Raw genomic sequence first — 21,188 nt, forward strand, 5'->3', positions numbered from 1 at the left:
AGCCGCCGGCGCCGCCCCCATCATCAACCAAGGAGCCTCCATCCATGAAGACCCTCTTGAAGGGCGTCGCGCTCGGCCTCGGGCTGGCGCTCGCCGCGACGAGCTTCAACCCGGCGATGGCCGCGGACAAGCTGAAGGTCGGCTTCGTCTTCCTCGGCCCGGTCGGCGACTACGGCTGGACCTACCAGCACGATGTCGGCCGCAAGATGCTCGAGGAGAAGCTCGGCGCCGAAGTCGAGACGAGCTATGTCGAGAACGTGCCCGAGGGTCCCGACGCCGAGCGCGTGATCGAGGGCCTGGTGCGCGACGGCAACAAGCTGATCTTCACCACCTCGTTCGGCTACATGGAGCCGACGCTGAAGGTGGCGAAGCGCCATCCGGACGTGAAGTTCGAACACTCGACCGGCTTCAAGATGGCCAAGAACGTCGGCATCTATTCCGGCCGCTTCTATGAAGGCCGCTATATCGAGGGCGTGCTCGCCGCGAAGATGTCGAAGAGCGGCATCGTCGGCTATGTCGGCTCCTTCCCGATCCCGGAAGTGGTGTCCGGCATCAACGCCTTCATGCTCGGCGCGCAGTCGGTCCGCCCTGATCTCAAGGTCAAGATCGTGTGGGTGAACACCTGGTTCGACCCGGGCAAGGAAGCCGATGCCGCCAAGGCGCTGGCCGACCAGGGCGCCGACGTGCTCGTCACCCACACCGACAGCCCGGCCGCGACCCAGGTCGCTGAGTCCCGCGGCATCTATTCGTTCGGCCAGGACTCGGACATGATCAAGTTCGGTCCGAAGGCCCAGCTCACCGCCATCGTGAACACCTGGGGCGGCTATTATGTCGACCGCGCCAAGGCCGTAATCGACGGCACCTGGAAGGCCGACGACACCTGGGGCGGTCTCGCCTCCGACATGCTCGAAATGGCCCCCTACACCAACATGCCCGACGACGTGAAGGCGCTCGCGGAGAAGACCGAGGCGGACATCCGTTCCGGTGCGCTGAAGCCGTTCAAGGGCCCGATCTACAAGCAGGACGGCACCGAAGTGATCCCGGCCGGCAAGGATCTCGCCGACAAGGAGATCCTGTCGATGAACTGGTACGTCAAGGGCATCGACGACAAGTTGCCGAACTGATAAAAACCCCACTTGGTTGAAGCACTCGATCCAGCCCCCGGATCGGACTTCGCTACGCCGCCGGTGCCTATCCGGCGGCGTTTTCTTTTGGGCGATCGGCATCCGCCCGCCGGCCCTGCAATGCGGGGTAGCAATGCAGCCGAGACCGCCGCGGCACGAAGGCAGCCGCCGGTGGCATGATCTGCTGCACACCCGCCCAAAAAAGCAACGCCATGCTTCGCGGGAAGCGTCGATCTGTCGTCTTATGAGATCGCGCCGGACACATCCGGCGCCGCGGTGATTTGACCTGCAGCTTGCGCCGCGAAACCAAACGCTAAAGCGTCACGACGGCGTCGTGGCTCCGGTCTGGAGACCGCCGATGATTGAAATGCACCATGTCCTCTGCCCGGCGGATGCCGGGACGCTGGGTTCCCGGGATCGCACCGCCTCGCGAATGCGGTGTTGTCGAACGCGCTGTCGACGCGGCTGACGCCGCGCTGCCAACCGTCACCCGACTTTTCTTCGAGCCCCTCGAAGATGGAACACCCTGCGTCGCCGCGCGTTTATGGCCCGCGACCGAGAGGATAAGAGCCCATGTCGACTTTCAATACGTATCTTGTCGAAATCGATGACGATCCCGCCGGCATCCTGATCCGCGGAACGACCGGAAGCTTCGCCTTCCATGCCGTCGATGCCTCGTTCAGCGCGCTCGAAGGCGAGAGCTTCCCGGATGCACTCGCCGCCGAGCGCGCCGTGCGCCGGCTGCGCCGCGCCCGCCCCGTCAGCCACCTGCGGGCCGCCGCATAGAAGCTGCGTTCAGACAAGATCCCTGAAAAACAAGGCCCCGGCAGAACCGCTGCCGGGGCCTTTGCTTTGCCGGGCCGGAGCCGCATGCGCCGGGTAGGTCAGGCCGCCAGGGCCGGCGCCGCCTGCACCAGCCGTCCGATCGCCTCGTCGAGGGTCGCTTCGTTCTTTGCGAAGCAGAACCGCACCACATGGCGGACGGCATCGCCCGAATAGAACGCGGAGACCGGAATCGCGGCGACCTTGGCCTCGCTCACCAGCCGGCGGCAGAACGCCTGGTCGTCGGTAACGCCGAGTGGGGCGAGATCGGCGCACACGAAATAGGTGCCGGCGCTCGGCAGCACCGTGAAGCCGGCCGATCGCAGGCCGGACGAGAAATGGTCGCGCAGTCCCTGGAGGCGCAGCCGCATCGCCGCGAAATAGGCATCGTCCTTGCCGAGGCCGTAGGCGACGGCCGCTTGCAGGTTCGGCGCCGTGGTGAAGGCGAGAAACTGGTGCGTCTTGGCGACGGCCTTGAGGATCGGCGGCGCCGCCGCGACGAGCCCGACCTTCCAGCCGGTCAGCGAGAAGATCTTGCCGGCCGACCCGATCTTCACCGACCGCTCGCGCAGGCCCGGGACCGCCAGAACGGGAACGTGGGAGCGGCCGTCGAACACGACATGCTCCCAGACCTCGTCCGAGACCACGATCGCCGGCGTGTCGGCGATCGCGGCCGCCAGCGCCTCGAGATCTTCGCGCGGCCACACCGCGCCGGCCGGATTGTTGGGATTGTTGATGATCACGAGGCCCGTCTTCGGGCCGATCACCCGCGCCAGATCCTCGCGCCGGAAACGCCAGTCCGGCGGCGCCAGCTTGACGATCCGCGGGATGCCGCCGGCCTGACGGATCAGCGGCAGATAGGCGTCGTAGGCCGGCTCGAACAGCACGACCTCGTCGCCGGGCGACACCAGCCCGAGGATCGAGGCCGCGAGTGCCTCCGTCGCACCGGAGGTGACCAGCACCTCGCTCATCGGATCGAGCGTCACGCCGTGATGATGGCCGTAATGGGCGGCAATGGCGGTGCGAAGCTCCGGCGTGCCCATCATGGAGGGGTATTGATTGTAGCCGTCGAGCACGGCCTCGGCCGCCTTGCGGCGCACATCCTCGGGACCCGGATCGTCCGGGAAACCCTGGCCGAGATTGATGGCCGCATTGTCACGGGCGCGTTGCGACATCTCCTCGAAGATGGTCGTCGGCAGGTCGGCGAACACGGAATTCACGGCGTTTCCTCTGTTCAGCGGCAGACGAACGGCACCCCGGCGCGACGGCTGCGGGCCACACCCGGAAATCGGGCCGGTGCCGGGTGATCGTGCTCCGCCATGTCTTCGAAGCCGGCGGCTTCCGGGCTGTTGCCGCCCGGTTGTCGTCTGCCCGCATGATGCTTGACGGGCCCGGCCACACCTCGAAAGAGGCCCGCCGCCCGCCGGGCCAAGCTATATCCCGCCGCCTTCGTTTCGCAAGGTCCGGGCTTGGCGCCGCCGCGTCAACCCAGACCGCCGCCGGTGTTCCCCTGCGGTTCAGCGGCCCCACGGCCGAAAAAAGAGAACGCCCGGCCTTTTCAGCCGGGCGTCAATTCACGCGATAGCTCGATCTGCCGAGACGGCGCCCGCGGCGCCGATATCAGCAGGCGACCTGATAGGCCCGGCCGTAGGCGTCGTAGGCCGTGCAGGTGCGCTGGGGCGCGGTGCCGGCACCGATCGCGGCACCGCCGACGCCGCCGATGGCCGCGCCCGCGAGCGCGCCGCCGGCATCGCCGGTAATCAGGGCACCGGTGGCCGCGCCAAGGCCGGCGCCGAGAGCGCCGCCAACCACGCCGCGATTGGTCTGCTCCTGCGTGCAGCCGGCGACGGCGAGGGCAAGGGCGGCGGCCAGAACGAGCTTCTTCATCGATTTTGTCTCCAGCTCCGGCGGGCGGACCGTTCAACCGGCTCCAACCGCTCCCGGAATCCTGTTCCATTCGGGGTGGTCTGAATAATTTTCGTCGGGAGGACGCGGCCGTTCAATGGACACGCACCCGTCAGGCACAGCTATATCCCGCTCGGTTCTGTTCGAAAAGCACACGCCCCGCCCGCGCTTTCACATTGGCCGGAGCGCGGCGTACAGGCAGTGGCAACCGCGGCCGGGATGAAGACCGCGGCGCCCGAACCATCCCCGCCTACGAAGGCGCAGAAACGCCGGCACAGCGGCCGGCATTCTCTTGGGCGGGAGGGGTCAAAGCGGGCTTGGTCATAGGGGGGCACCCGCGCGGAGGAAGCAGCCGATCAGCAGGAAACCTGATAGGGCCGGCCATAGGCGTCATAGGCGGTGCAGGTCCGCTTCGGCGCCGTGCCCGCGCCGATCGCAGCACCGCCAACGCCGCCGATCGCTGCGCCCGCGAGCGCGCCGCCGGCATCGTGGGTGATGAGCGCGCCGGTGGCCGCGCCGAGACCTGCGCCGACCGCGCCGCCGACGACACCGCGATTGGTCTGCTCCTGCGTGCAGCCAGCGACAGCCAACGCGAGGGCCGCGGCCAGAACGAGCTTCTTCATCGATTTGTCTCCCGGTATCAGCGCCACACTTGGAGGCAGGATAAGGCCAGCGTTTTCATGAACAGGAACTGAACATTGAACACGCCAGCCTCCGCTTCGTTCCATCGACGCATCTGACGACGCGTCGCGATACGGCTCCGGCTGATATCCGGGAGGCGCCGACGCGGCGCCCTCACTCGTCGATGTCGGTTTCCTTGAAGTCGGCGGGAATCTTGCCGGCATAGTCGGAATCCGGGCCGGCGCCGAACTTCCAGTCGAGGAAGGTGACCATGTATTCGGGACGGGAGGCGGGACGGAGATAGGTGGTCAGGAACCGCACCGGCACCGGTTGCACGCCGCCGGTGATCCAGATCTGCCAGTCCGCCTCCTGAAGCTCCGCCGAGACCTGATCGACCTTCGCCCCCTCGATGGTGCGCTCGCCAAGGAAGCGCGTGCGCAGGATGAACGGATCATGCTGCTCCATGAAGTTGGAGAACAGCACGTCGCCGAGAGGAATGCGGATGTTGAAGCGCTCCTGCAGGAAGAGAATGAGGTCGTCGACGGTGCCGGAGATGTCGATGACCGAATAGGTCTTCTGCAACGGATGCACCAGCGTGAAGCGGCTGCCGTCGAACCAGCCCTCCATGATGTTGCCGTCGTCGAACACCGAGCGGAAATAGACCCGGTTCGGCCGTTTCAGCTTCACGTCGTGCAGCACGAAGCGCTTGACGAGGTCGCCGTTGGTGTCGACGTCGAAGAAGCTCGCCGCCCGGAACGCAAAGCCCGGCTGGGCCGCCAGGAAATCCGACATTCTCGTCAAGACCGCGTCTGCCTTCTCCTCCGAGGGGTCGCGCGGGCTGATGACGGCCGGCCCGTCCTCTTCCGCCTGCGCGAGCGCGACCGCCGGAACCAGCGCCGCCGAGAGGATCGCGAGCGGCAGCACCGCGCCGCGCACTGCTCTCAGCCCGGAGGCGAACGCGGCGGCAAGTGCCGTTCGGATGGCGGGCATGGTCGGCATCGGCTGTTCTCCCCTGCGGTGGACCGGTGCGAATCAGAAGACTGTCCGCGCCGACAGTAGAGCGGTCCGCCGCGACGAAGGCGAGAGCGCGGATGCGCGCGTTCGGGCTGGCGCGGCGGCGCTCAGGCAGCGGCCGGGCGACGCGTGGGAAGACGCGCGAACACCACCACGTTGCCGGCAAGCACCAGCGCGAGGCCCACGAACGCTTCCGGCGTCCAGCCATATCCCTCGAACGCGGTCGAGACCGCGAGCGCCAGCACCGGGAACAGCACGGTCGCATAGGCCGCCTTGTCCGCGCCGACCCGCGAGACCAGCGAAAGGTAGGCCAGGAAGCCGATCACCGAGCCCGGCACGGCCAGATAGACCAGGCTGGCGAGATAGACCGGGGAGAGATCGATGGTGAACCGCTCGCCGCGGGCGAGCACCACCGCGGCCAGCAGGACCGCGCCCCATGTCATGCCGCGCGCGACGGCATTGGGAAGGTCCAGCCCGGCCGCCGTGGCGCGCAGCGAGGCGAGATTGCCGAGGGAAAACAGATAGGTGCCACCGAGCGCGAGCCCGATGCCGATCACGGTCGTGCCCCCGAGACCGGCACCGGCGATGTCGTGCGCGAACAGGAGCGCGATGCCGCCGAGGCCGAGCCCGGCGCCCGCCAGCGTGCGGAGCGAGGGTTGCCGGCGAAGAAACAGCCACTGGTTCAGGGCGTTGAACACCGTCGCCATGGTGAACACCACCGAGACGACGCCGCTCGCGACGAACCACGTCGCCGAATACATGAAGATGAAGTTGGCGGAGAACAGCGTCACGCCGAGGACGAAGAACCAGCGGTGATCGGCGAGGCGTGCACGGCGCAGCCGACCGGTCGCCGCCAGTGCCCCCCACAGCACCACCGCGGCCAGCGTGAAACGCCACAGGATCGAAACCTCCATCGGTACCGTGCCGAGCTGGAGATGGATGGCGAACCACGTCAGTCCCCAGACGACGACGATCACGACGAAGAGGAGGACGGTAACGGAATTGCGGCTCATCGCGGTCGCTGGCTCCAGTCGTCGGCCCCCGGGGCCGGAGCCCGATTCATGTCCGGGCCGCGGGCGTCGCCGGCTGCGGCACCGGCGCGAAAGATGGCTTCACCGCCTTATCCCCTACAACGGCATGGCCCCGCTTCCAGATCCGTGCGGCGCTTGTCAGAACCTTGCTGCAAAGCGCGCCGCCGGCCTTGAAAGCGCGCGGCCGGCCTTGCGCCGGCGGCGATGCCGTGATGTGGTTTTCGCGATCGTCCGGGCCTTCCGTGCATCGTCCGCCGGGGTGGACATCCGAGCCGCAATCGATGAACGACCGAACCGACAGCGAGGCCGCCCGGCGGCGCGACGCGATTGCGCCCCGCGCGGCGACCGATCTCGCGGATTTCAGCGTGTTCGCGCACCTGCACGGCGCGGGCGTGCCGCTTCGCGCCTCGACCCGCTTCGGCCCGGCGATGGGCGCGGCGTTGTGGGACCGCAACGAGACGGCGGTCACCCGCTATCTCGCGCCGAACCATCATACCCTCAGCCTCTATGTCGAAGGCGGCGACGGCATCCAGCGCCTGCGCGGCGGTAACCGCATTTCCGGGCCCGGCGCCGGCGCGCTGTGCCTGATGCCGGGCGACGTCACCACGGACTGGGACGTGAACGGCCATGTGCGGCTGTTCCACCTCTATGCCGCCAAGCCGGCGTTCGACCGGCTGGTTGAGGAGACGCTGGATCGCGATCCGGCCACGGTCGAACTCAGGGACGAGTCCTTTTTCCGCGACGCCACGCTCGAGAACGTGATCCGCCACGCCGTCCTCGATCTCGACTGGGAGGAACCGGCCGAGCGCATCGCCGTGTCCCAAGCGGCGCAAATGCTGTTCACCTACCTTGCCGCGCGCTTTACCGACCGGCGCAGGCCCCTTGCCGTCCGGGGCGGCCTCGCGCCCACGGTCATGGCGCGGGTGGTGGCATTCGTGGAGGCCAATCTCGCCGAAGCGATCACCATCGGCGATCTCGCCGGCGTGGCCGGGCTCAGCCCGTTCCACTTCGCCCGCATGTTCCGCACAACGGCCGGGATGAGCCCCCATGCGTTCGTGCTCGCCCGGCGCACGGCGCGCGCCCGCGAGATGATCGCCGGCCCCGGGGACATCTCGCTCGCGGACGTGGCGGCAGCCTGCGGCTTCGCCAGCCAGAGCCATCTGACGGAACGCTTCCGAAAGGCCACGGGCCTGACGCCCGGCGCCTTCGCACGCCAGGCTGGCCGCCGGCTTCTGCCCGGAGAAAAGCAGGCGCTATAGAAGACGCCGGCGGAAAGAGACCATCATAGGTCGCGTTCACGCTGTGAACGCGTGTGCTCAGGCCTTCTGGTCGTTGGCGAACAGATCGCGATAGGTTTCGCGGAGGCTCGCCTTCTGAACCTTGCCCATCACGTTGCGGGGCAGACCTTCGACGAATACCACCCTCTTCGGCAGCTTGAAGCGCGCGACGCGGCCGTCGAGCGCGTGGATGACCGTGGCCTCGTCGATGACGGCGCCTTCCGCGCGCACCACCACGGCGACGACGGCCTCGCCGAAATCGGCATGGGCGACGCCGATCACGGCGCTTTCGACCACGCCGTCGAGGAGGTCGATCTCGGCCTCGATTTCCTTCGGATAGACGTTGAGCCCGCCCGAGATCACCAGGTCCTTGCCGCGCCCGACGATGCGCAGATAGCCGTTGTCGTCTAGGCGGCCGAGATCGCCCGTGATGAAAAAGCCGTCTTCGCGGAACTCCGCCTTTGTCTTCTCCGGCAGCCGCCAATATCCCTTGAAGACGTTCGGCCCCTTCACCTCGATCATGCCGATATCGCCGCGCAGGGCCGGCAGCCCGGTGCCGGTGTCGGCGATGCGCACGGAGACGCCCGGCAGCGGCAGGCCGACCGTGCCGGCGATCCGCTCGCCCTCGGAGGGGTTCGAGGTGATCATCCCGGTCTCGGTCATGCCGTAGCGCTCGAGGATGGCGTGGCCGGTGCGCTCGGAAAACGCCTGGAAGGTTTCCGGCAGCATGGGCGCGGAGCCGGAGATGAACAGTCGCATGTGGCGGGCCGCTTCGCGGGTCAGGCCCGGATGCTGCAACAGCCGCACATAGAAAGTCGGCACACCCATCAGCACGCTCGCCCGAGGCAGCAGATGGATGATCTCCCCCGCGTCGAACTTCGGCAGGAACAGCATCGACGCCCCGGCCATCATCACCGTGTTGATGGCGACGAACAGGCCGTGAGTATGGAAGATCGGGAGCGCGTGGATCAGGACGTCTGACCGTTCGATCTGCCAGGCGTCGATCAGGGTCAGCGCGTTCGACAACAGATTGTCGTGGGTCAGCATCGCGCCCTTCGAGCGCCCGGTGGTGCCGGAGGTATAGAGCAGGGCCGCGATGTCGTCGGGCCCCCGCGCCACATCTTCGAACGCCGCCGGAAAGTGCGCCGCGCGCTCCATGAGCGAGCCGTCCGCCTCGGTGCCGAGGGTCGCGACCGCATCGACGCCGCGGGCGAGCGCGACCGTCTCGAGGCCCGCTTCGGCCCCGGGGGCGCCGATCACGAGCTTCGGTTCGGCATCGCCGATGAAATAATCGAGTTCGACCAGCGTGTAGGCGGGATTGAGGGGCAGGAACACGGCACCCGCGCGCACGCAGGCGATATAGAGCACGATCGCCTCGACGCTCTTTTCGACCTGCACGGCGACGCGATCGCCGGGGCGCACGCCATAATCAACCAGCGCATTCGCCATGCGCCCGGACAGGCCGATCAGGTCGCCATAGGTCAGACGGCGGCCGCCCACAGGATCGATGAAGATCTTTCCCGGCCCCGGCATCCGCTCCCGCATCGACGAGGCGAGATGATTGGTCATCGTCAGGGTCTCCAGCCCAGTCTTCTCGTCGCCGGGATCGGCGGTCCCGTTCGCGGTCGGCTCTCGCCCGGACCGTACAGAGCGCCGGCGGGACCGGGCACGGCAGTCTGTCGGCAGATCTTCGAACCGATTATATTGTGCGTCCAAGGGAAAACAGGAGCGGAACGGCGGATTTTCCCGCGCCTCGTGGCGGTTTGGTTAGCGTCTTCTTATTCCGGGGGCATGAAGCTGCCAAGCGGCCGCCGCTGGTGGCCCGCAGCGTCGAAATTGGCTGGATCGAGCCACGCCTCGAACCCGGCCTTCAGCGGCGGCCATTCGCCGTCCAGGATCGAGAACCAGGCGGTATCGCGGCTCCGTCCCTTGTAGACGAGCGCCTGGCGGAAAATGCCTTCGAAACGGAAGCCGAAACGCGCCGCCGCGGCCCGCGAGGGGGCGTTGAGGTGATCGCACTTCCACTCGAAGCGACGATAACCGAGTTCGTCGAACACCCGGCGCATCAGGAGAAAGATCGCCTCCGTCGCGCCCACGGTGCGCTGCAGACGGGGCGTGAAATTGATGCTGCCGACCTCGATGACACCGTTCGCCGGGTCGATCCGCATCAGAGACAGCACGCCGACCGTCTCGCCGCTGGCATTGTCGACGACGGCGTGGAACTGCGGATCCTCCGAGGTCGACGCTGCCGCAAGCCACTGATCGAACGCGCTGCGGTCTGCCGGCTGGTCGGTGAACAGATAGGTCCAGTTGTGGCCGGAGAGGTCGAGCGACTGGTTCGCGAAGAAACTGTCGCCATGGCGGGCGGGATCGAGCGGCTCCAGCGACACCACGCGGCCGGCGACGGCGGTGCGCGGCGGCCGGGGACGGGTCACCCAGCCCGGCACGGCGACCCCGATCGGCTGGCCGAACGCATTCCAGGCCGCCGGGGGTGGATCGCAGACAACGGCGGTCTCGGCCTTCCCCTGCGGAACGTCGCTCTGGCCTCGTCCTGTCTCCACGGCACACCTTCATGTCACGCTACACGCGCGCTCCCGGTGTGGCGCGCGTCACGGATCATGCGTCAGGACCACGGCAAAGGCAAAATGCCGATAGCGGACACAGGCTTGCCTCAGAGCGGCATTGCGACGCCCCGCGCGAGCCGTCGTGTCGTCGACAATGGTGGCCCGGCCATGCAGGATGCCACGCAACCCGCCCAATCCGTCTCATCCAACCCGTCTCTTCCCAACCCGTCCCGCCCCGCCGATATCCCTGTCCTCCGAGGCGCACCTTGCCCGCAATCCGCCGCCCTTTCCGCCCGGCTCTCAACGCCGCCGCCGCTCTTCTCGTCGTTCTCGTGCTCTGGAGACCGGGCGAGGTCGCGGCGCGAAACGCGGGCGAGAATGCGACCACAGCGGCGGCCAGGCTCACGGCCTTCTACGATCCACCGTCGCTGTCCCTCAACGCGCGCGCCGGCGAACTGCTGCGCGCCGAGCCGATGGACGGAGGCCTTCCCGGCGCAAGGGCCTACCGGCTGCTCTATGTCACCACGGGCATCAACGGCACGCCGATCGCGTCCTCGGGGGTCGCCTATCTGCCGGACGCGCCAGCGGCCGAGCCGCGTCCGGTGGTCGCCTGGGCGCATCCGACCACCGGCATCTCGCGAACCTGCGCGCCCTCGCTGCGGGACGCGGCCCTGGCCGGCACCATTCCCGGTCTCGCCGAACTCATCGCCGCCGGCAACGTGGTGGTCGCGACCGACTATCCCGGGCTCGGAACGCCGGGCACGAACGCCTATCTCGTCGGGGATGCCGAAGGCCGCGCCGTGCTCGATTCCGTCCGAGCGGTTCGTTCATTATCCGGGAGCGGCGCGGGCGATGCCTTCGCCGTGTTCGGTCACTCGCAGGGCGGTCAGGCCGCGCTGTTCACCGGCCTCCTCGCCGCGCGCTACGCCCCGGAGCTCGACCTCAAGGGCGTCGTCGCGGCCGCGCCCGTCACGCTCATGGAAAGCGCCCTTTCGGCGAGCCGGAAGACGGCGCTCGGGCGCACCATCATCGGCATGACGCTGGCCTCCTGGAGCCGGGTCTACCGCGGAGAGCACCTGGACGAGCACACGATCCTCGGCCGGTTCCCGAAACCCTTCGCCGATCTCGTGCTCGAAGGCTGCCTTGAGACCGCCGACGATCTCGCCCGGATCGAGCGGATCGCCGGCGCGGACGCGGACGATCTGCTCGGCTTCACGGGGATGTCGGTGTTCGGCCATGCGCCGTGGCCGGGCCTGCTGGCGCGCAACACAGCGCAGCCGCTGCCGAAGGCCGTTCCGCTGCTCATTCTGCAAGGGGGCGAGGACGACATCGTTCCCGCCATCCAGACCCGCACCTATGTCGAGCGGGCCTGCGCAGACGGCCGGGCGGTCGAGGTGCTCTACCAGCCCGCCCGGAACCACTATGTCATCGCGCTGTCGAACGGAACGGCCATCGCCGAATGGATCGCCGGACGGTTCGCGGACCGGCCCGCGCGGGACGATTGCGGCAAGCCGTGGTGAAGGGGGATCAGGTGTCGTGGGCGTCGCTCCGCCGGGTCGCGGGGACCTAAGGCGCGCCTTGATGGCGAAGCCGGAGCGCCCGGCCGCTCTCCGCACTGACCTCCCCCGAACCGACATCCCCGCCATGCCCCGGCGTGCCTTCCGCCGTCGCCGGCGCGCGCGCTAGATGACGGCAGGTCCGGATCGAGGCGATCCGGACGACAGCAAGAGGCCGACGCTGCCCGCTGGGGTGTGATGTTGCCCGGACGGATCGCGGCGTCCGGGCGCACCGCGCGTCAGATGCCGCCGCGTCCGCCGTCGCTTGCCGGTACCGCCATGATCATCCGCGACCGCCCGGGCTTCTACGACCTTCTGTTCACCGTGCGCGGTTCCGTGCTGCCGCGGATCAAGTGCCAGCTTGCGCTCAGCATGGCGCTCGCCTGCCTTGTCGTCGGCCTCGACTGGCTGCTGCCGTCATCGCGCATCTTCACGCTGACCACGGTTCCGTTCACGCTGATCGGGCTGGCGCTCGCCATCTTCCTCGGTTTTCGCAACAGCGCGAGCTACGACCGGTGGTGGGAAGGCCGCAAACTGTGGGGCGACGTCGTGATCCGAACGCGCTCCGCCACCCGCCTGATCCTGTCGCACCTCCACCCCTCCGACCGAGACCCGGCACAGGCCGAGCGGATGACGATGGCGCTGGTGGCGTTCGCCTATCTGCTCAAGCGCCACCTCCGGGACGGCACCGATGGCGACGCCCGCGGTTCCGACGGCCGCGCCTTCTTACCGGCCGACATCGCCGCTTCTATCTCCGGTGCCGCAAACCCGCCCGATGCCGCCCTTGGCCTGATCAGCCGGGAACTGGCGCAGGCGGCGGCGGAGGGACGGATCGATCCGATGAACGTCGCCTCGATCGAGGGGTGCCTGACCGCGCTCGCCGCCGACCAAGGCGGCTGCGAACGGCTGAAGACCACACCGCTGCCGTTCGCCTATTCGCTGCTGCTGCACCGCACGGCCTATCTCTATTGCCTCGCGCTGCCGTTCGGCCTTGCCGGGATCACCGGGCTGATGACGCCGTTCGTGGTGGGAATCGTGTCCTACACCATCTTCGGCCTCGACGCGCTCGGCGACGAGATCGAACAGCCGTTCGGAATGATGCCGAACAACCTGCCGCTCGATGCCATCTGCCGCCGCATCGAGATCGACCTTCTCGCCGCCCTCGGCCGCACCGATCTGCCGCCCGCTCTGACGCCGAAGGAATTCTGGCTGACCTGACCGGCCTCCCGGCCACCGGCAGACAGCGGACCAGCACGTCGGCAGACCGATCATCAGCACACCGGCAGACAAGCGCGCCGGTCCCCTCCCGCCGCACGGTCCTCCCCGCCCGACGCGCCCTCCGCGGGGTGCCGAGCGAACATCGACGGTGTCTGACAGCGAAGCCGCACCTGTCCGGCACGATGCACGACGCCCCGCTCAACGCTGCCGTCTATCGAGGCGGCCAAGTCGCTTGCGGCCAAGTCGCTTGCGGCCATCGCGCGCGGCCGATGTACGACGATCGGCTCGCTTTCAGCCGGATGCTCCAAGGCTCCAAAGCATGTGAGGCGTGCCAAAGCGGCAAATCGGACCATACCCGCAAAAGCGCATGCACATGCGCATCCGGCGCCAGGCATCGAAATGACGCCGGCATCCGGAACATAGACTACCGTCGCGTCCGCTTCTTAAAGCCAGCACAGCCTTCTGATGTCCAAATCAGACTGCGCCCTTCCAGGACTTCTGTCAACAAAAATCTTTATAAAACAATGACTTATAAGATGGTCACCATTTCCGAAGAACCGCTCTCTTCCCTGCGCAAGCCGGTTCCGAAAGGCGTATAGATGCTGAAACGAAACCGGGCGCGGATGCTTCGCACCCGCGCCTGGCAAAATTCCAACTCGATTTCCGTCTGGCCCGCTTGCCGGGCGACAGCCAAAGCCCTGCCCGTCACATGCGCGGGGGTGACGCCTATTCCGGGATATCTCCCTCGGCACCGCCGTTGGCGATGTCGTCACTCTCGCCGTCCTCGTCCTCGCTGACGCGCTCGACCGAGACCACCTTGGCCTCGCCGCCGGTATTGAAGACGGTGACGCCCTGGGTGGCGCGGCCGGCAACGCGAATGCCGGCGATGGGGCAGCGGATCAGCTGGCCACCGTCGGTGACGAGCATGATCTGATCGCTCTCCTCCACCGGGAAGGAGGCGACGAGGCGGCCGTTGCGCTCGTTCACCGCCATGGCGACGATGCCCTTGCCACCGCGTCCGGTGATCCGGTAACCGAAAGACGAGGTGCGCTTGCCGTAGCCGTACTCGGATACGGTCAGGATGAACTGCTCCGCCGCGCTCATGGCGGCATAGCGCTCGCCGCCGAGTTCCTCGGCCAGCGCGCCGCCGCTCGCCTCGGCGGAGGCATCTTCCGCTTCGGCTTCGGAACCGTCCTCGATCTCGCCGGCGACCGCACGGCTCATCTTGAGATAGGCGGTGCGTTCCGCCGGGCTCGCCTCGAAGTGCCGGAGGATGGAGAGCGAGATCACCGTATCGTCGGAACCGAGCGTGATGCCGCGCACGCCGACCGAGTCGCGGCCCTTGAACACGCGCACATCGGTCACGGCGAAGCGGATGCACTGGCCGGCGGCGGTGGTCAGAAGCACGTCGTCATTCTCGGTGCAGACCTGCACGTCGACGATGCCGTCGCCCTCGTCGAGCTTCATCGCGATCTTGCCGTTGCGATTGACCTGGACGAAGTCGGACAGCTTGTTGCGCCGGACCGTGCCGCGCCGGGTGGCGAACATCACGTCGAGCGACGCCCAGCTCGCCTCGTCTTCCGGCAGCGGCAGGATGGAGGTGATCTGCTCGCCCGGCTCCAGCGGCAGGATGTTGACGAGCGCCTTGCCGCGCGCCTGGGGCGCCGCCAGCGGCAGCCGCCACACCTTCTCCTTGTAGACCTGGCCGAGCGACGAGAAGAACAGCACCGGCGTGTGGGTGTTGGCCACGAACAGGCGGGTGACGAAATCCTCCTCGCGCGTCGCCATGCCCGCACGGCCCTTGCCGCCGCGGCGCTGGGCCCGGTAGGTCGCCAGCGGCACGCGCTTGACGTAGCCGGCGTGGCTGACGGTGACGACCATGTCCTCGCGCTGGATCAGGTCCTCGTCCTCGAGGTCGGCGCCGCCCTCGACGATCTCGGTGCGCCGCGGCTTGGCGAACTCGCTGCGGATCGCCGTCAGTTCGTTCGTGATGATCTCCAGCACGCGGGCGCGCGAACGCAGGATCTCCAGATAGTCGCGGATTTCCACCGCGAGCTTCTCCAGTTCCTCGGCGATCTCGTCGCGGCCGAGCGCGGTCAGACGCTGCAGGCGCAGGTCGAGGATGGCACGGGCCTGCTCCTCGGACAGTCTGTACGTGCCGTCCTCCGCCAGCTTGTGGCGCGGATCGTCGATCAGCGTCAGCAGCGGGGCCATGTCCTTCGCCGGCCAGTTCCGCTCCATCAGCGCCGCGCGGGCCGAAGCCGGATCGGGCGCGGACCGGATCAGCCGGATCACCTCGTCGATATTGGCGACGGCGATGGCAAGGCCGACGAGGACATGGGCGCGGTCACGCGCCTTGCCGAGCAGGTACTTGGTGCGCCGGCCGATCACCTCCTCGCGGAAGGCGATGAACGCCGTCAGCATGTCGCGGAGGTTCATCAGTTCCGGCTTGCCGCCGTTGAGCGCCACCATGTTGGCGCCGAACGTGGTCTGGAGCGGCGAGAACCGGTAGAGCTGGTTCAGCACAACGTCGGCGACGACGTCGCGCTTCAGCTCCACCACCACGCGCATGCCGTCGCGGTCGGACTCGTCGCGCAGATCAGAGATGCCCTCGACGCGCTTCTCGCGCACGAGATCGGCGATCTTCTCCACCATCGAGGCCTTGTTCACCTGATAGGGGATCTCGGTGATGATGAGCGCCTCGCGATCCTTGCGGATCGTCTCAACGGCCACCTTGCCGCGCATGGTGATCGAGCCGCGGCCGGTGAGATAGGCCTGGCGGATGCCGGAGCGGCCGAGAATGATGCCGCCGGTGGGGAAATCCGGGCCCGGCACGATCTCCATCAGCCGCTCGACCGTCAGCGCGGGATCGTCGATCAGCGCGATGCAGGCGTCGATGACCTCGCCCAAATTATGCGGCGGGATGTTGGTCGCCATGCCGACCGCGATGCCGCCCGCGCCGTTGACGAGCAGGTTCGGGAACCGCGCCGGCAGAACGACCGGCTCGCGCTCGGAATTGTCGTAGTTTTCCTGGAAATCGACGGTCTGCTTGTCGAGATCCTCGGTCAGGTTCTGCGCGACCTTTTCGAGGCGAACCTCGGTATATCGCATCGCCGCGGGCGGATCGCCGTCGACGGAACCGAAATTGCCCTGCCCGTCGATCAGCGGCACCCGCATGGAGAACGGCTGCGCCATGCGCACCAGCGCGTCATAGACCGACTGGTCGCCATGGGGGTGATATTTACCGATCACGTCGCCGACGACGCGGGCCGACTTGCGGTAGGGCTTGTTCCACTCGTAGCCCATCTCGTGCATCGAATAGAGGATGCGGCGATGCACGGGCTTCAGTCCGTCGCGCACGTCGGGAAGCGCGCGGCTCACGATCACGCTCATGGCGTAATCGAGATAGGACCGGCGCATTTCGTCGGTGATCGAGATCGGGCTGATGTCGGAGGGATCAGCTTCCGGTGCAGGCTTGTCCGGATCGGCCAAGTTCTTATTCCGTCGTCGTTTGAGGTCGCACGCCTTATAGCCGATTCAGGCGCCGGGGCCAAATATTGCGGACGACGCCCGCTAAGGAAAAAATTCGATCACTTTCAATATTTTATCGGCGACGCCGAGAGCCGCTCACGGGGCTTTGCGGCGGGGATGGGGCGGCGCGACGGCCAATGCGCCGCAGCATCCTCCGCCGCCTGCCGTCGACGCGGGCCGGCGGTTCGTCCTATCGTCTCTACCAGTGGCCAGATGGCACGATCCGGCGGGGGCTGAAGACATGGATTTGCAGGCGTTGCTGAGCGCGTTCACGACGTTGTTCGTGATCGTGGACCCGCTGGCTCTGGCGCCCATCTTCCTCGCCACGACGTCGTGGGCGCAACCAGGGGAACGGCGTCAGGTCGCGACGCGGGCGGTGGTGACGGCCGGGATCATCCTGATCGTGTTCGCCGTCGCCGGCTCGGCGATCCTGCGATTGCTCGGCATCAGCCTGCCGGCTTTCCGTGTCGCCGGGGGGCTGCTGCTGTTCTGGATCGCGTTCGAAATGGTGTTCTCCAGTCGGGAGGACCGCGCCAAGGCCCCCATTATCGAGCAGGCCGGCCGCGCCGACGAACTGCGCCGCATCGCGGTGTTTCCGCTGGCGGTTCCGCTGCTCTCCGGCCCGGGCGCGATCTCCGCCGTGGTGGTGCTCGCGACCCAGTTCCCCGGCATTCTCGGTCTCAGCGTGCTGATCGCGATCATCGTGCTGACGATGGCGATCACCTACGCGATCTTCCGCACCGCCGCCCCGGTCGACCGCTTCGTCGGCGAGACCGGCCGCGTGATCGCGACACGGCTGCTCGGCGTGCTGCTCGCCGCGCTGGCGGTGCAGATCGTCGCCGATGGCGTCCGCGCCTTTCTTCAGTCTTGAACGCCCATCCCACCAAATTTCGGCGCCGACGGGATGCGTTGCCGCGACTAAGGTGACGGCGAAGGGACCCGCCAGGCCGCGCGTGTGCCGGGGCGCGTGGGCCGGGGCGATTGGGACAGTCAGCGATGAAAATGCAGCGCGAGATCGGGCTTCTCGGCCTGACCTTCATCGGCGTGAGCGGCGTGATCGGCTCGGGATGGCTGTTCGCACCGCTCCAGGCGGTGCAGCTCGCCGGGCCGGCGGCGATCCTCGCCTGGGTGGTCGGCGGCGCGGCCATGTTCCTTCTCGCGCTCACCTTCGCCGAGGTTTCGGCCATGCTGCCGGTCGCGGGCGGGCTCGGCCGGCTGCCGCAGTTCAGCCATGGCAAGACGGTGGCGATGGTGATGGGGTGGAGCGCCTGGGTCGGCTACAGCACGACGGCGCCGCTCGAGGTCGAGGCGACCCTGCGCTATCTCGGGCCGCACTTTCCGGCGCTCCAGCAGGCCGGATCGGACAGCCTTTCCGGCTTCGGCCTCACGATCGCCATCGCGATGGTCGGCCTGTTCACGCTCATCAACTATTACGGCGTCAAGCTGTTCGCCCGCATCAATTCGGGACTGACCTGGATCAAGCTGGTCATTCCGGTCGTCGTCATCGTGATGCTGATCATCACCAGCTTCGAGCCGTCCAATTTCACCGCCGCCGGCGGCTTCGCGCCCCACGGCATGCAGGGCGTGTTCAGCGCCGTCTCGAGCGGCGGCGTGATCGTGTCCTATATCGGCTTCCGCCACACCATCGATCTCGCCGGCGAAACCCGCAATCCCGGCTTCACCGTGCCGGTCGCGCTGCTCCTGTCGGTCGTCATCTGCTTTCTGGTCTATGGCGGGCTGCAACTCGCCTTCATCGGCGCGCTCAACCCCGCGGACATCGCCAACGGCTGGGACAAGCTCAACGTCACCGGCACGTTCGGCGCCATCGGCGCGGTCGCATCCGGGCTCGGGCTCCTCTGGGTCGCGCGGCTCATCAATCTCGGCGCGGTGGTGGGGCCGTTCGGCGGCGCGCTCGTCTCCGTCGGCTCCAATGCGCGCCTGTCCTATGCGCTGGGCGAGAACGGCTTCTTTCCGCGCCGCATCGCAACCCTGTCCGACCGCGGCGTCCCGAGTGCGGCGCTGCTTCTCAACCTCGTCGTCTCGACGCTGATGTTCCTGTTCATCCCGTTCGAGGAACTGCTGCAGATCTGCGGCGCGGCCGTCACCCTGTCGTTCGCGGTCGGACCCGTCGTGCTGCTGGGCCTGCGCCGCATCGATCCCGACCGCCCGCGGCCCTTCCGGGTGCCGGCCGGAACCATCGTCGCGACGGCTGCCTTCGCGGTCGCGACGCTCGTCATCTACTGGGGCGGCTGGGACACGGTTTGGCGGCTCGGCCTTTGCCTTCTCGTCGGCCTCGTCCTTTTCCTCGGCCGCGGCCTGAAGCACGGGCTTCACGATCTCGACCTGGCACAGGCCTGGTGGCTCCTGCCCTATTGCGCGGGGCTCGGCATCGCCTCCTATTGCAGCGCCTATGGCGGGGTCGGCATCCTGCCGCGCGGCCTCGATACCATCCTGCTGGTGGCGTTCTCGATCGCGATCCTGTTCGCAGCCGCACGGCGCCCCGTCAGCCGCGAAACCTATGAGGGCTATCTCGCCGAGGACAGCGGGGCGCTGGCAACCAGCCGGCAGACCGGGCCTTGAACCACCGCGTCGCGTCCCAGCCCCTGGCGGATCGCCTGTGATGCGCCCCCGTTCGCGATCCGGCCCGACGGCCACCTGAACGGCAGATGTCCGGACCATCCTGACCGGCCGGCCGCGCTTCCGCGCCGGTCATGTCCGTCCATCCGCACGGGAAGCGATCTAAGACCCGAACACCACCTGGTGCATGATCCGTCCGGGATAGAACGTGAACAGCCCGGCCAGCACCAGCGCCCACATGAACAGGTGACGCATGAAGCGCCGATGGCGCTCGACCGCGTGGATACGGGCAAAATAAGCGGCGAGCGGCACCGCGATCAGCACCCAGAGCGACAGCAGATGGATCGGGCTCCACGGCCCGATCATCCGCAATTCGTGGATCCAGAACGAGGATATCGCGACGGCCATCATCAGCGCCGCCCAGCCCCAGCCGACCAGCCGGTGGGGAATGGTGCCCTTCGGCGCCGAGAGCTGCACGATCCCGACACCTAACGCCAGGAACGCCGTGAAGGCATGGATGCGGATCGCCAACGAGGCATTCAGAAGCGGCTCGAGGCTCAAAAGACGCCTCCTCTGCCAGAGATCCCCGGCGCAGTTCGGAACACGCCTGCGGGTCAGGCCTTCCTTCCGCTCCAGGCCGCGCCACCTCAGGACGAACAGATTCGCGCAACGGCGATCAGAACGGAATCTCGTCGTCGAGTTCGCGGGAGAACGACTGTCCGCCGCCGCCACTGCCACCACGGCTGCCGCCTTCGCCGCGGGCCGGCGTCTCGCGGTCGAAGCCGCCGCGCTCCATGGGCGAAGAGCGGCCGAAATCGCCCCCGCCGGAACGCTCGCCGGAGCGTTCCATGGCACCGCCGCCTTCGCCCCGCCCGTCGAGCATGGTCAGCTGCGAGTTGAAGCCCTGCAGCACGACCTCGGTCGAATAGCGCTTCGCACCGGACTGGTCTTCCCACTCGCGGGTCTGAAGCTGGCCTTCGAGATAGACCTTGGAGCCCTTGCGCAGGAACTGCTCGGCGACCTTGCACAGGCCCTCATTGAAGATGACGACCGTGTGCCATTCGGTCTTCTCGCGCCGCTCGCCGCTGTTGCGGTCCCGCCAGCTCTCCGAGGTCGCGATCCTGAGCCGTGCCACCGGCCGCCCGTCCTGGGTGCGCCGCACCTCGGGGTCCGCTCCGAGATTGCCCACGAGGATCACCTTGTTGACGCTGCCGGCCATCATCAGCCTCCAGATTCGCAGGGACGCGGCCATCGATCCCGCCGCACCCGCATGATTTCAGACATTCCGCATTCCGACGGCACCAACCGCACAGCCGACGGCCAAGCCGAAGCGTGGGACCGGTCGCCGGAGACCATCGTGACCGGCCGCGCCGGCGAGGTATCCGGCCCGGCCAGCGGCGCGACGGCTTTTTTTGCGGTCCGCTCAGGCGAACACCTGTCGGTCCGGCGAACTGTTGCCGGCAAAGCCGACGGACGCCAGCACAACCGGCGCTCACAACGGGCACCGACGCGGCTAACGTTTCGTTAACGACACTCCTACACCACCCCGGCCCCAAAGGCACGGCCCTCGCCCCGTGGAAAACCGCCGGGCAAGGCGGTCTTTTCCACAGCGCCCGCCGCGCGCGGGCTCGCAAGGCCATCGGACGGTCACGTCGCGACGATGCTTCAAGAGTATATGTTCTTTTTTTGTTCTCGCAAGCGGATGTCACAAGCCAGTCTCGTACGCTGATCCAGCGACCTGCTGTGCTGCGTCCGCAAGGCGGTGGCCGCCGAAGTCGGCATGGAACGCCCTGGCGCGCCTGAACCGCGGATCGATAGCCGCCTTTGATCCGGCCCCGCCGGCACAGTCGCGGGTTCGAGGTCGCGCGCGAAGGCGGATCCGCGGCCAAACCCATGGCAGAAAACTGGTATCCGGGTGCCGTCACGCCGGCGCCACTGCCTCGGAACT

Annotated in this window: 17 protein-coding genes; 7 read left to right on the forward strand and 10 right to left on the reverse strand. The window is 67.6% G+C overall.

Features of this window, described 5'->3' with window-relative positions; genetic code table 11:
• Positions 1–44: 44 nt before the first annotated feature.
• Entirely contained in the window at positions 45–1,124 is a 1,080-nt protein-coding gene (locus BUF17_RS04385) for a BMP family ABC transporter substrate-binding protein (RefSeq protein WP_073625897.1), read from the forward strand.
• Between the two features lie 573 nt (positions 1,125–1,697).
• Positions 1,698–1,910, forward strand: a complete 213-nt coding sequence (locus BUF17_RS04390) for a hypothetical protein (RefSeq protein ID WP_073625898.1) — start codon at positions 1,698–1,700, stop codon at positions 1,908–1,910.
• Positions 1,911–2,008: 98 nt separating this feature from the next.
• Here BUF17_RS04390 and BUF17_RS04395 read toward each other — a convergent pair whose 3' ends face one another.
• The 5 genes from BUF17_RS04395 to BUF17_RS04415 form a co-directional block, all read right to left on the reverse strand.
• Positions 2,009–3,166 carry an aminotransferase gene (locus tag BUF17_RS04395; RefSeq protein WP_073625899.1) on the reverse strand — a complete coding sequence of 386 codons (1,158 nt, stop codon included), beginning with the start codon at positions 3,164–3,166 and terminating at the stop codon, positions 2,009–2,011.
• Positions 3,167–3,566: 400 nt separating this feature from the next.
• A complete protein-coding gene (locus BUF17_RS04400) occupies positions 3,567–3,833 on the reverse strand; it encodes a YMGG-like glycine zipper-containing protein (RefSeq protein ID WP_073625900.1) in 267 nt (88 codons plus the stop codon).
• Between the two features lie 374 nt (positions 3,834–4,207).
• Positions 4,208–4,474: a YMGG-like glycine zipper-containing protein gene (locus BUF17_RS04405; RefSeq protein ID WP_073625901.1), complete on the reverse strand. Its 267-nt coding sequence runs from the start codon at positions 4,472–4,474 to the stop codon at positions 4,208–4,210.
• A gap of 172 nt (positions 4,475–4,646) precedes the next feature.
• Positions 4,647–5,471, reverse strand: a complete 825-nt coding sequence (locus tag BUF17_RS04410) for a DUF2092 domain-containing protein (RefSeq protein ID WP_073625902.1) — start codon at positions 5,469–5,471, stop codon at positions 4,647–4,649.
• 122 nt (positions 5,472–5,593) lie between these two features.
• Entirely contained in the window at positions 5,594–6,499 is a 906-nt protein-coding gene (locus BUF17_RS04415) for a DMT family transporter (RefSeq protein WP_073625903.1), read from the reverse strand.
• Between the two features lie 299 nt (positions 6,500–6,798).
• On the opposite strand from BUF17_RS04415, the gene BUF17_RS04420 reads away from it, so the two are divergent.
• Complete coding sequence (locus BUF17_RS04420; protein ID WP_244530748.1) at positions 6,799–7,776, forward strand: helix-turn-helix domain-containing protein; 978 nt, start codon at positions 6,799–6,801, stop codon at positions 7,774–7,776.
• A gap of 57 nt (positions 7,777–7,833) precedes the next feature.
• On the opposite strand, the gene BUF17_RS04425 is transcribed toward BUF17_RS04420, so the two are convergent.
• Both BUF17_RS04425 and BUF17_RS04430 read right to left on the reverse strand, forming a co-directional pair.
• Complete coding sequence (locus tag BUF17_RS04425) at positions 7,834–9,363, reverse strand: malonate--CoA ligase (protein ID WP_073625904.1); 1,530 nt, start codon at positions 9,361–9,363, stop codon at positions 7,834–7,836.
• A 209-nt stretch (positions 9,364–9,572) separates the two neighbouring features.
• Complete coding sequence (locus BUF17_RS04430; protein ID WP_210215395.1) at positions 9,573–10,241, reverse strand: GNAT family N-acetyltransferase; 669 nt, start codon at positions 10,239–10,241, stop codon at positions 9,573–9,575.
• 383 nt (positions 10,242–10,624) lie between these two features.
• Here BUF17_RS04430 and BUF17_RS04435 point away from each other — a divergent pair, with 383 nt between their 5' ends.
• Both BUF17_RS04435 and BUF17_RS04440 read left to right on the forward strand, forming a co-directional pair.
• Positions 10,625–11,878 carry an alpha/beta fold hydrolase gene (locus BUF17_RS04435; RefSeq protein ID WP_175563604.1) on the forward strand — a complete coding sequence of 418 codons (1,254 nt, stop codon included), beginning with the start codon at positions 10,625–10,627 and terminating at the stop codon, positions 11,876–11,878.
• 279 nt (positions 11,879–12,157) lie between these two features.
• Complete coding sequence (locus BUF17_RS04440) at positions 12,158–13,132, forward strand: bestrophin family protein (RefSeq protein WP_210215384.1); 975 nt, start codon at positions 12,158–12,160, stop codon at positions 13,130–13,132.
• A gap of 726 nt (positions 13,133–13,858) precedes the next feature.
• Here the strand turns inward: BUF17_RS04440 and gyrA are convergent.
• Positions 13,859–16,552 (reverse strand): DNA gyrase subunit A, encoded by a 2,694-nt coding sequence (gene gyrA / locus BUF17_RS04450; protein ID WP_139282416.1) that lies wholly within the window; start codon positions 16,550–16,552, stop codon positions 13,859–13,861.
• Positions 16,553–16,904: 352 nt separating this feature from the next.
• Here gyrA and BUF17_RS04455 point away from each other — a divergent pair, with 352 nt between their 5' ends.
• Complete coding sequence (locus tag BUF17_RS04455) at positions 16,905–17,534, forward strand: MarC family protein (RefSeq protein ID WP_073625907.1); 630 nt, start codon at positions 16,905–16,907, stop codon at positions 17,532–17,534.
• 125 nt (positions 17,535–17,659) lie between these two features.
• A complete protein-coding gene (locus tag BUF17_RS04460; protein WP_244530749.1) occupies positions 17,660–19,243 on the forward strand; it encodes an APC family permease in 1,584 nt (527 codons plus the stop codon).
• 159 nt (positions 19,244–19,402) lie between these two features.
• Here the strand turns inward: BUF17_RS04460 and BUF17_RS04465 are convergent, their stop codons facing one another.
• On the reverse strand, positions 19,403–19,801 hold the full coding sequence (locus tag BUF17_RS04465) for a DUF2306 domain-containing protein (protein WP_073625908.1): 399 nt from the start codon (positions 19,799–19,801) through the stop codon (positions 19,403–19,405).
• Between the two features lie 115 nt (positions 19,802–19,916).
• Positions 19,917–20,459 (reverse strand): single-stranded DNA-binding protein, encoded by a 543-nt coding sequence (locus BUF17_RS04470; RefSeq protein ID WP_073626093.1) that lies wholly within the window; start codon positions 20,457–20,459, stop codon positions 19,917–19,919.
• Positions 20,460–21,188 lie beyond the last annotated feature (729 nt).

The organism is Pseudoxanthobacter soli DSM 19599 (assembly GCF_900148505.1).
In the GTDB taxonomy this organism is placed as follows: domain Bacteria; phylum Pseudomonadota; class Alphaproteobacteria; order Rhizobiales; family Segnochrobactraceae; genus Pseudoxanthobacter; species Pseudoxanthobacter soli.

What these genes read in the sequence shown, in the direction of transcription:
- BUF17_RS04385 (WP_073625897.1), top strand. Translation starts at nt 45, where the DNA reads ATGAAGACCCTCTTGAAGGGCGTCGCGCTCGGCCTCGGGCTGGCGCTC.
- BUF17_RS04390 (WP_073625898.1), top strand. Translation starts at nt 1,698, where the DNA reads ATGTCGACTTTCAATACGTATCTTGTCGAAATCGATGACGATCCCGCC.
- BUF17_RS04400 (WP_073625900.1), bottom strand. Translation starts at nt 3,833, where the DNA reads ATGAAGAAGCTCGTTCTGGCCGCCGCCCTTGCCCTCGCCGTCGCCGGC.
- BUF17_RS04405 (WP_073625901.1), bottom strand. Translation starts at nt 4,474, where the DNA reads ATGAAGAAGCTCGTTCTGGCCGCGGCCCTCGCGTTGGCTGTCGCTGGC.
- BUF17_RS04410 (WP_073625902.1), bottom strand. Translation starts at nt 5,471, where the DNA reads ATGCCGACCATGCCCGCCATCCGAACGGCACTTGCCGCCGCGTTCGCC.
- BUF17_RS04415 (WP_073625903.1), bottom strand. Translation starts at nt 6,499, where the DNA reads ATGAGCCGCAATTCCGTTACCGTCCTCCTCTTCGTCGTGATCGTCGTC.
- BUF17_RS04420 (WP_244530748.1), top strand. Translation starts at nt 6,799, where the DNA reads ATGAACGACCGAACCGACAGCGAGGCCGCCCGGCGGCGCGACGCGATT.
- BUF17_RS04425 (WP_073625904.1), bottom strand. Translation starts at nt 9,363, where the DNA reads ATGACCAATCATCTCGCCTCGTCGATGCGGGAGCGGATGCCGGGGCCG.
- BUF17_RS04440 (WP_210215384.1), top strand. Translation starts at nt 12,158, where the DNA reads ATGCCGCCGCGTCCGCCGTCGCTTGCCGGTACCGCCATGATCATCCGC.
- gyrA (WP_139282416.1), bottom strand. Translation starts at nt 16,552, where the DNA reads ATGCGCCGGTCCTATCTCGATTACGCCATGAGCGTGATCGTGAGCCGC.
- BUF17_RS04455 (WP_073625907.1), top strand. Translation starts at nt 16,905, where the DNA reads ATGGATTTGCAGGCGTTGCTGAGCGCGTTCACGACGTTGTTCGTGATC.
- BUF17_RS04460 (WP_244530749.1), top strand. Translation starts at nt 17,660, where the DNA reads ATGAAAATGCAGCGCGAGATCGGGCTTCTCGGCCTGACCTTCATCGGC.
- BUF17_RS04470 (WP_073626093.1), bottom strand. Translation starts at nt 20,459, where the DNA reads ATGGCCGGCAGCGTCAACAAGGTGATCCTCGTGGGCAATCTCGGAGCG.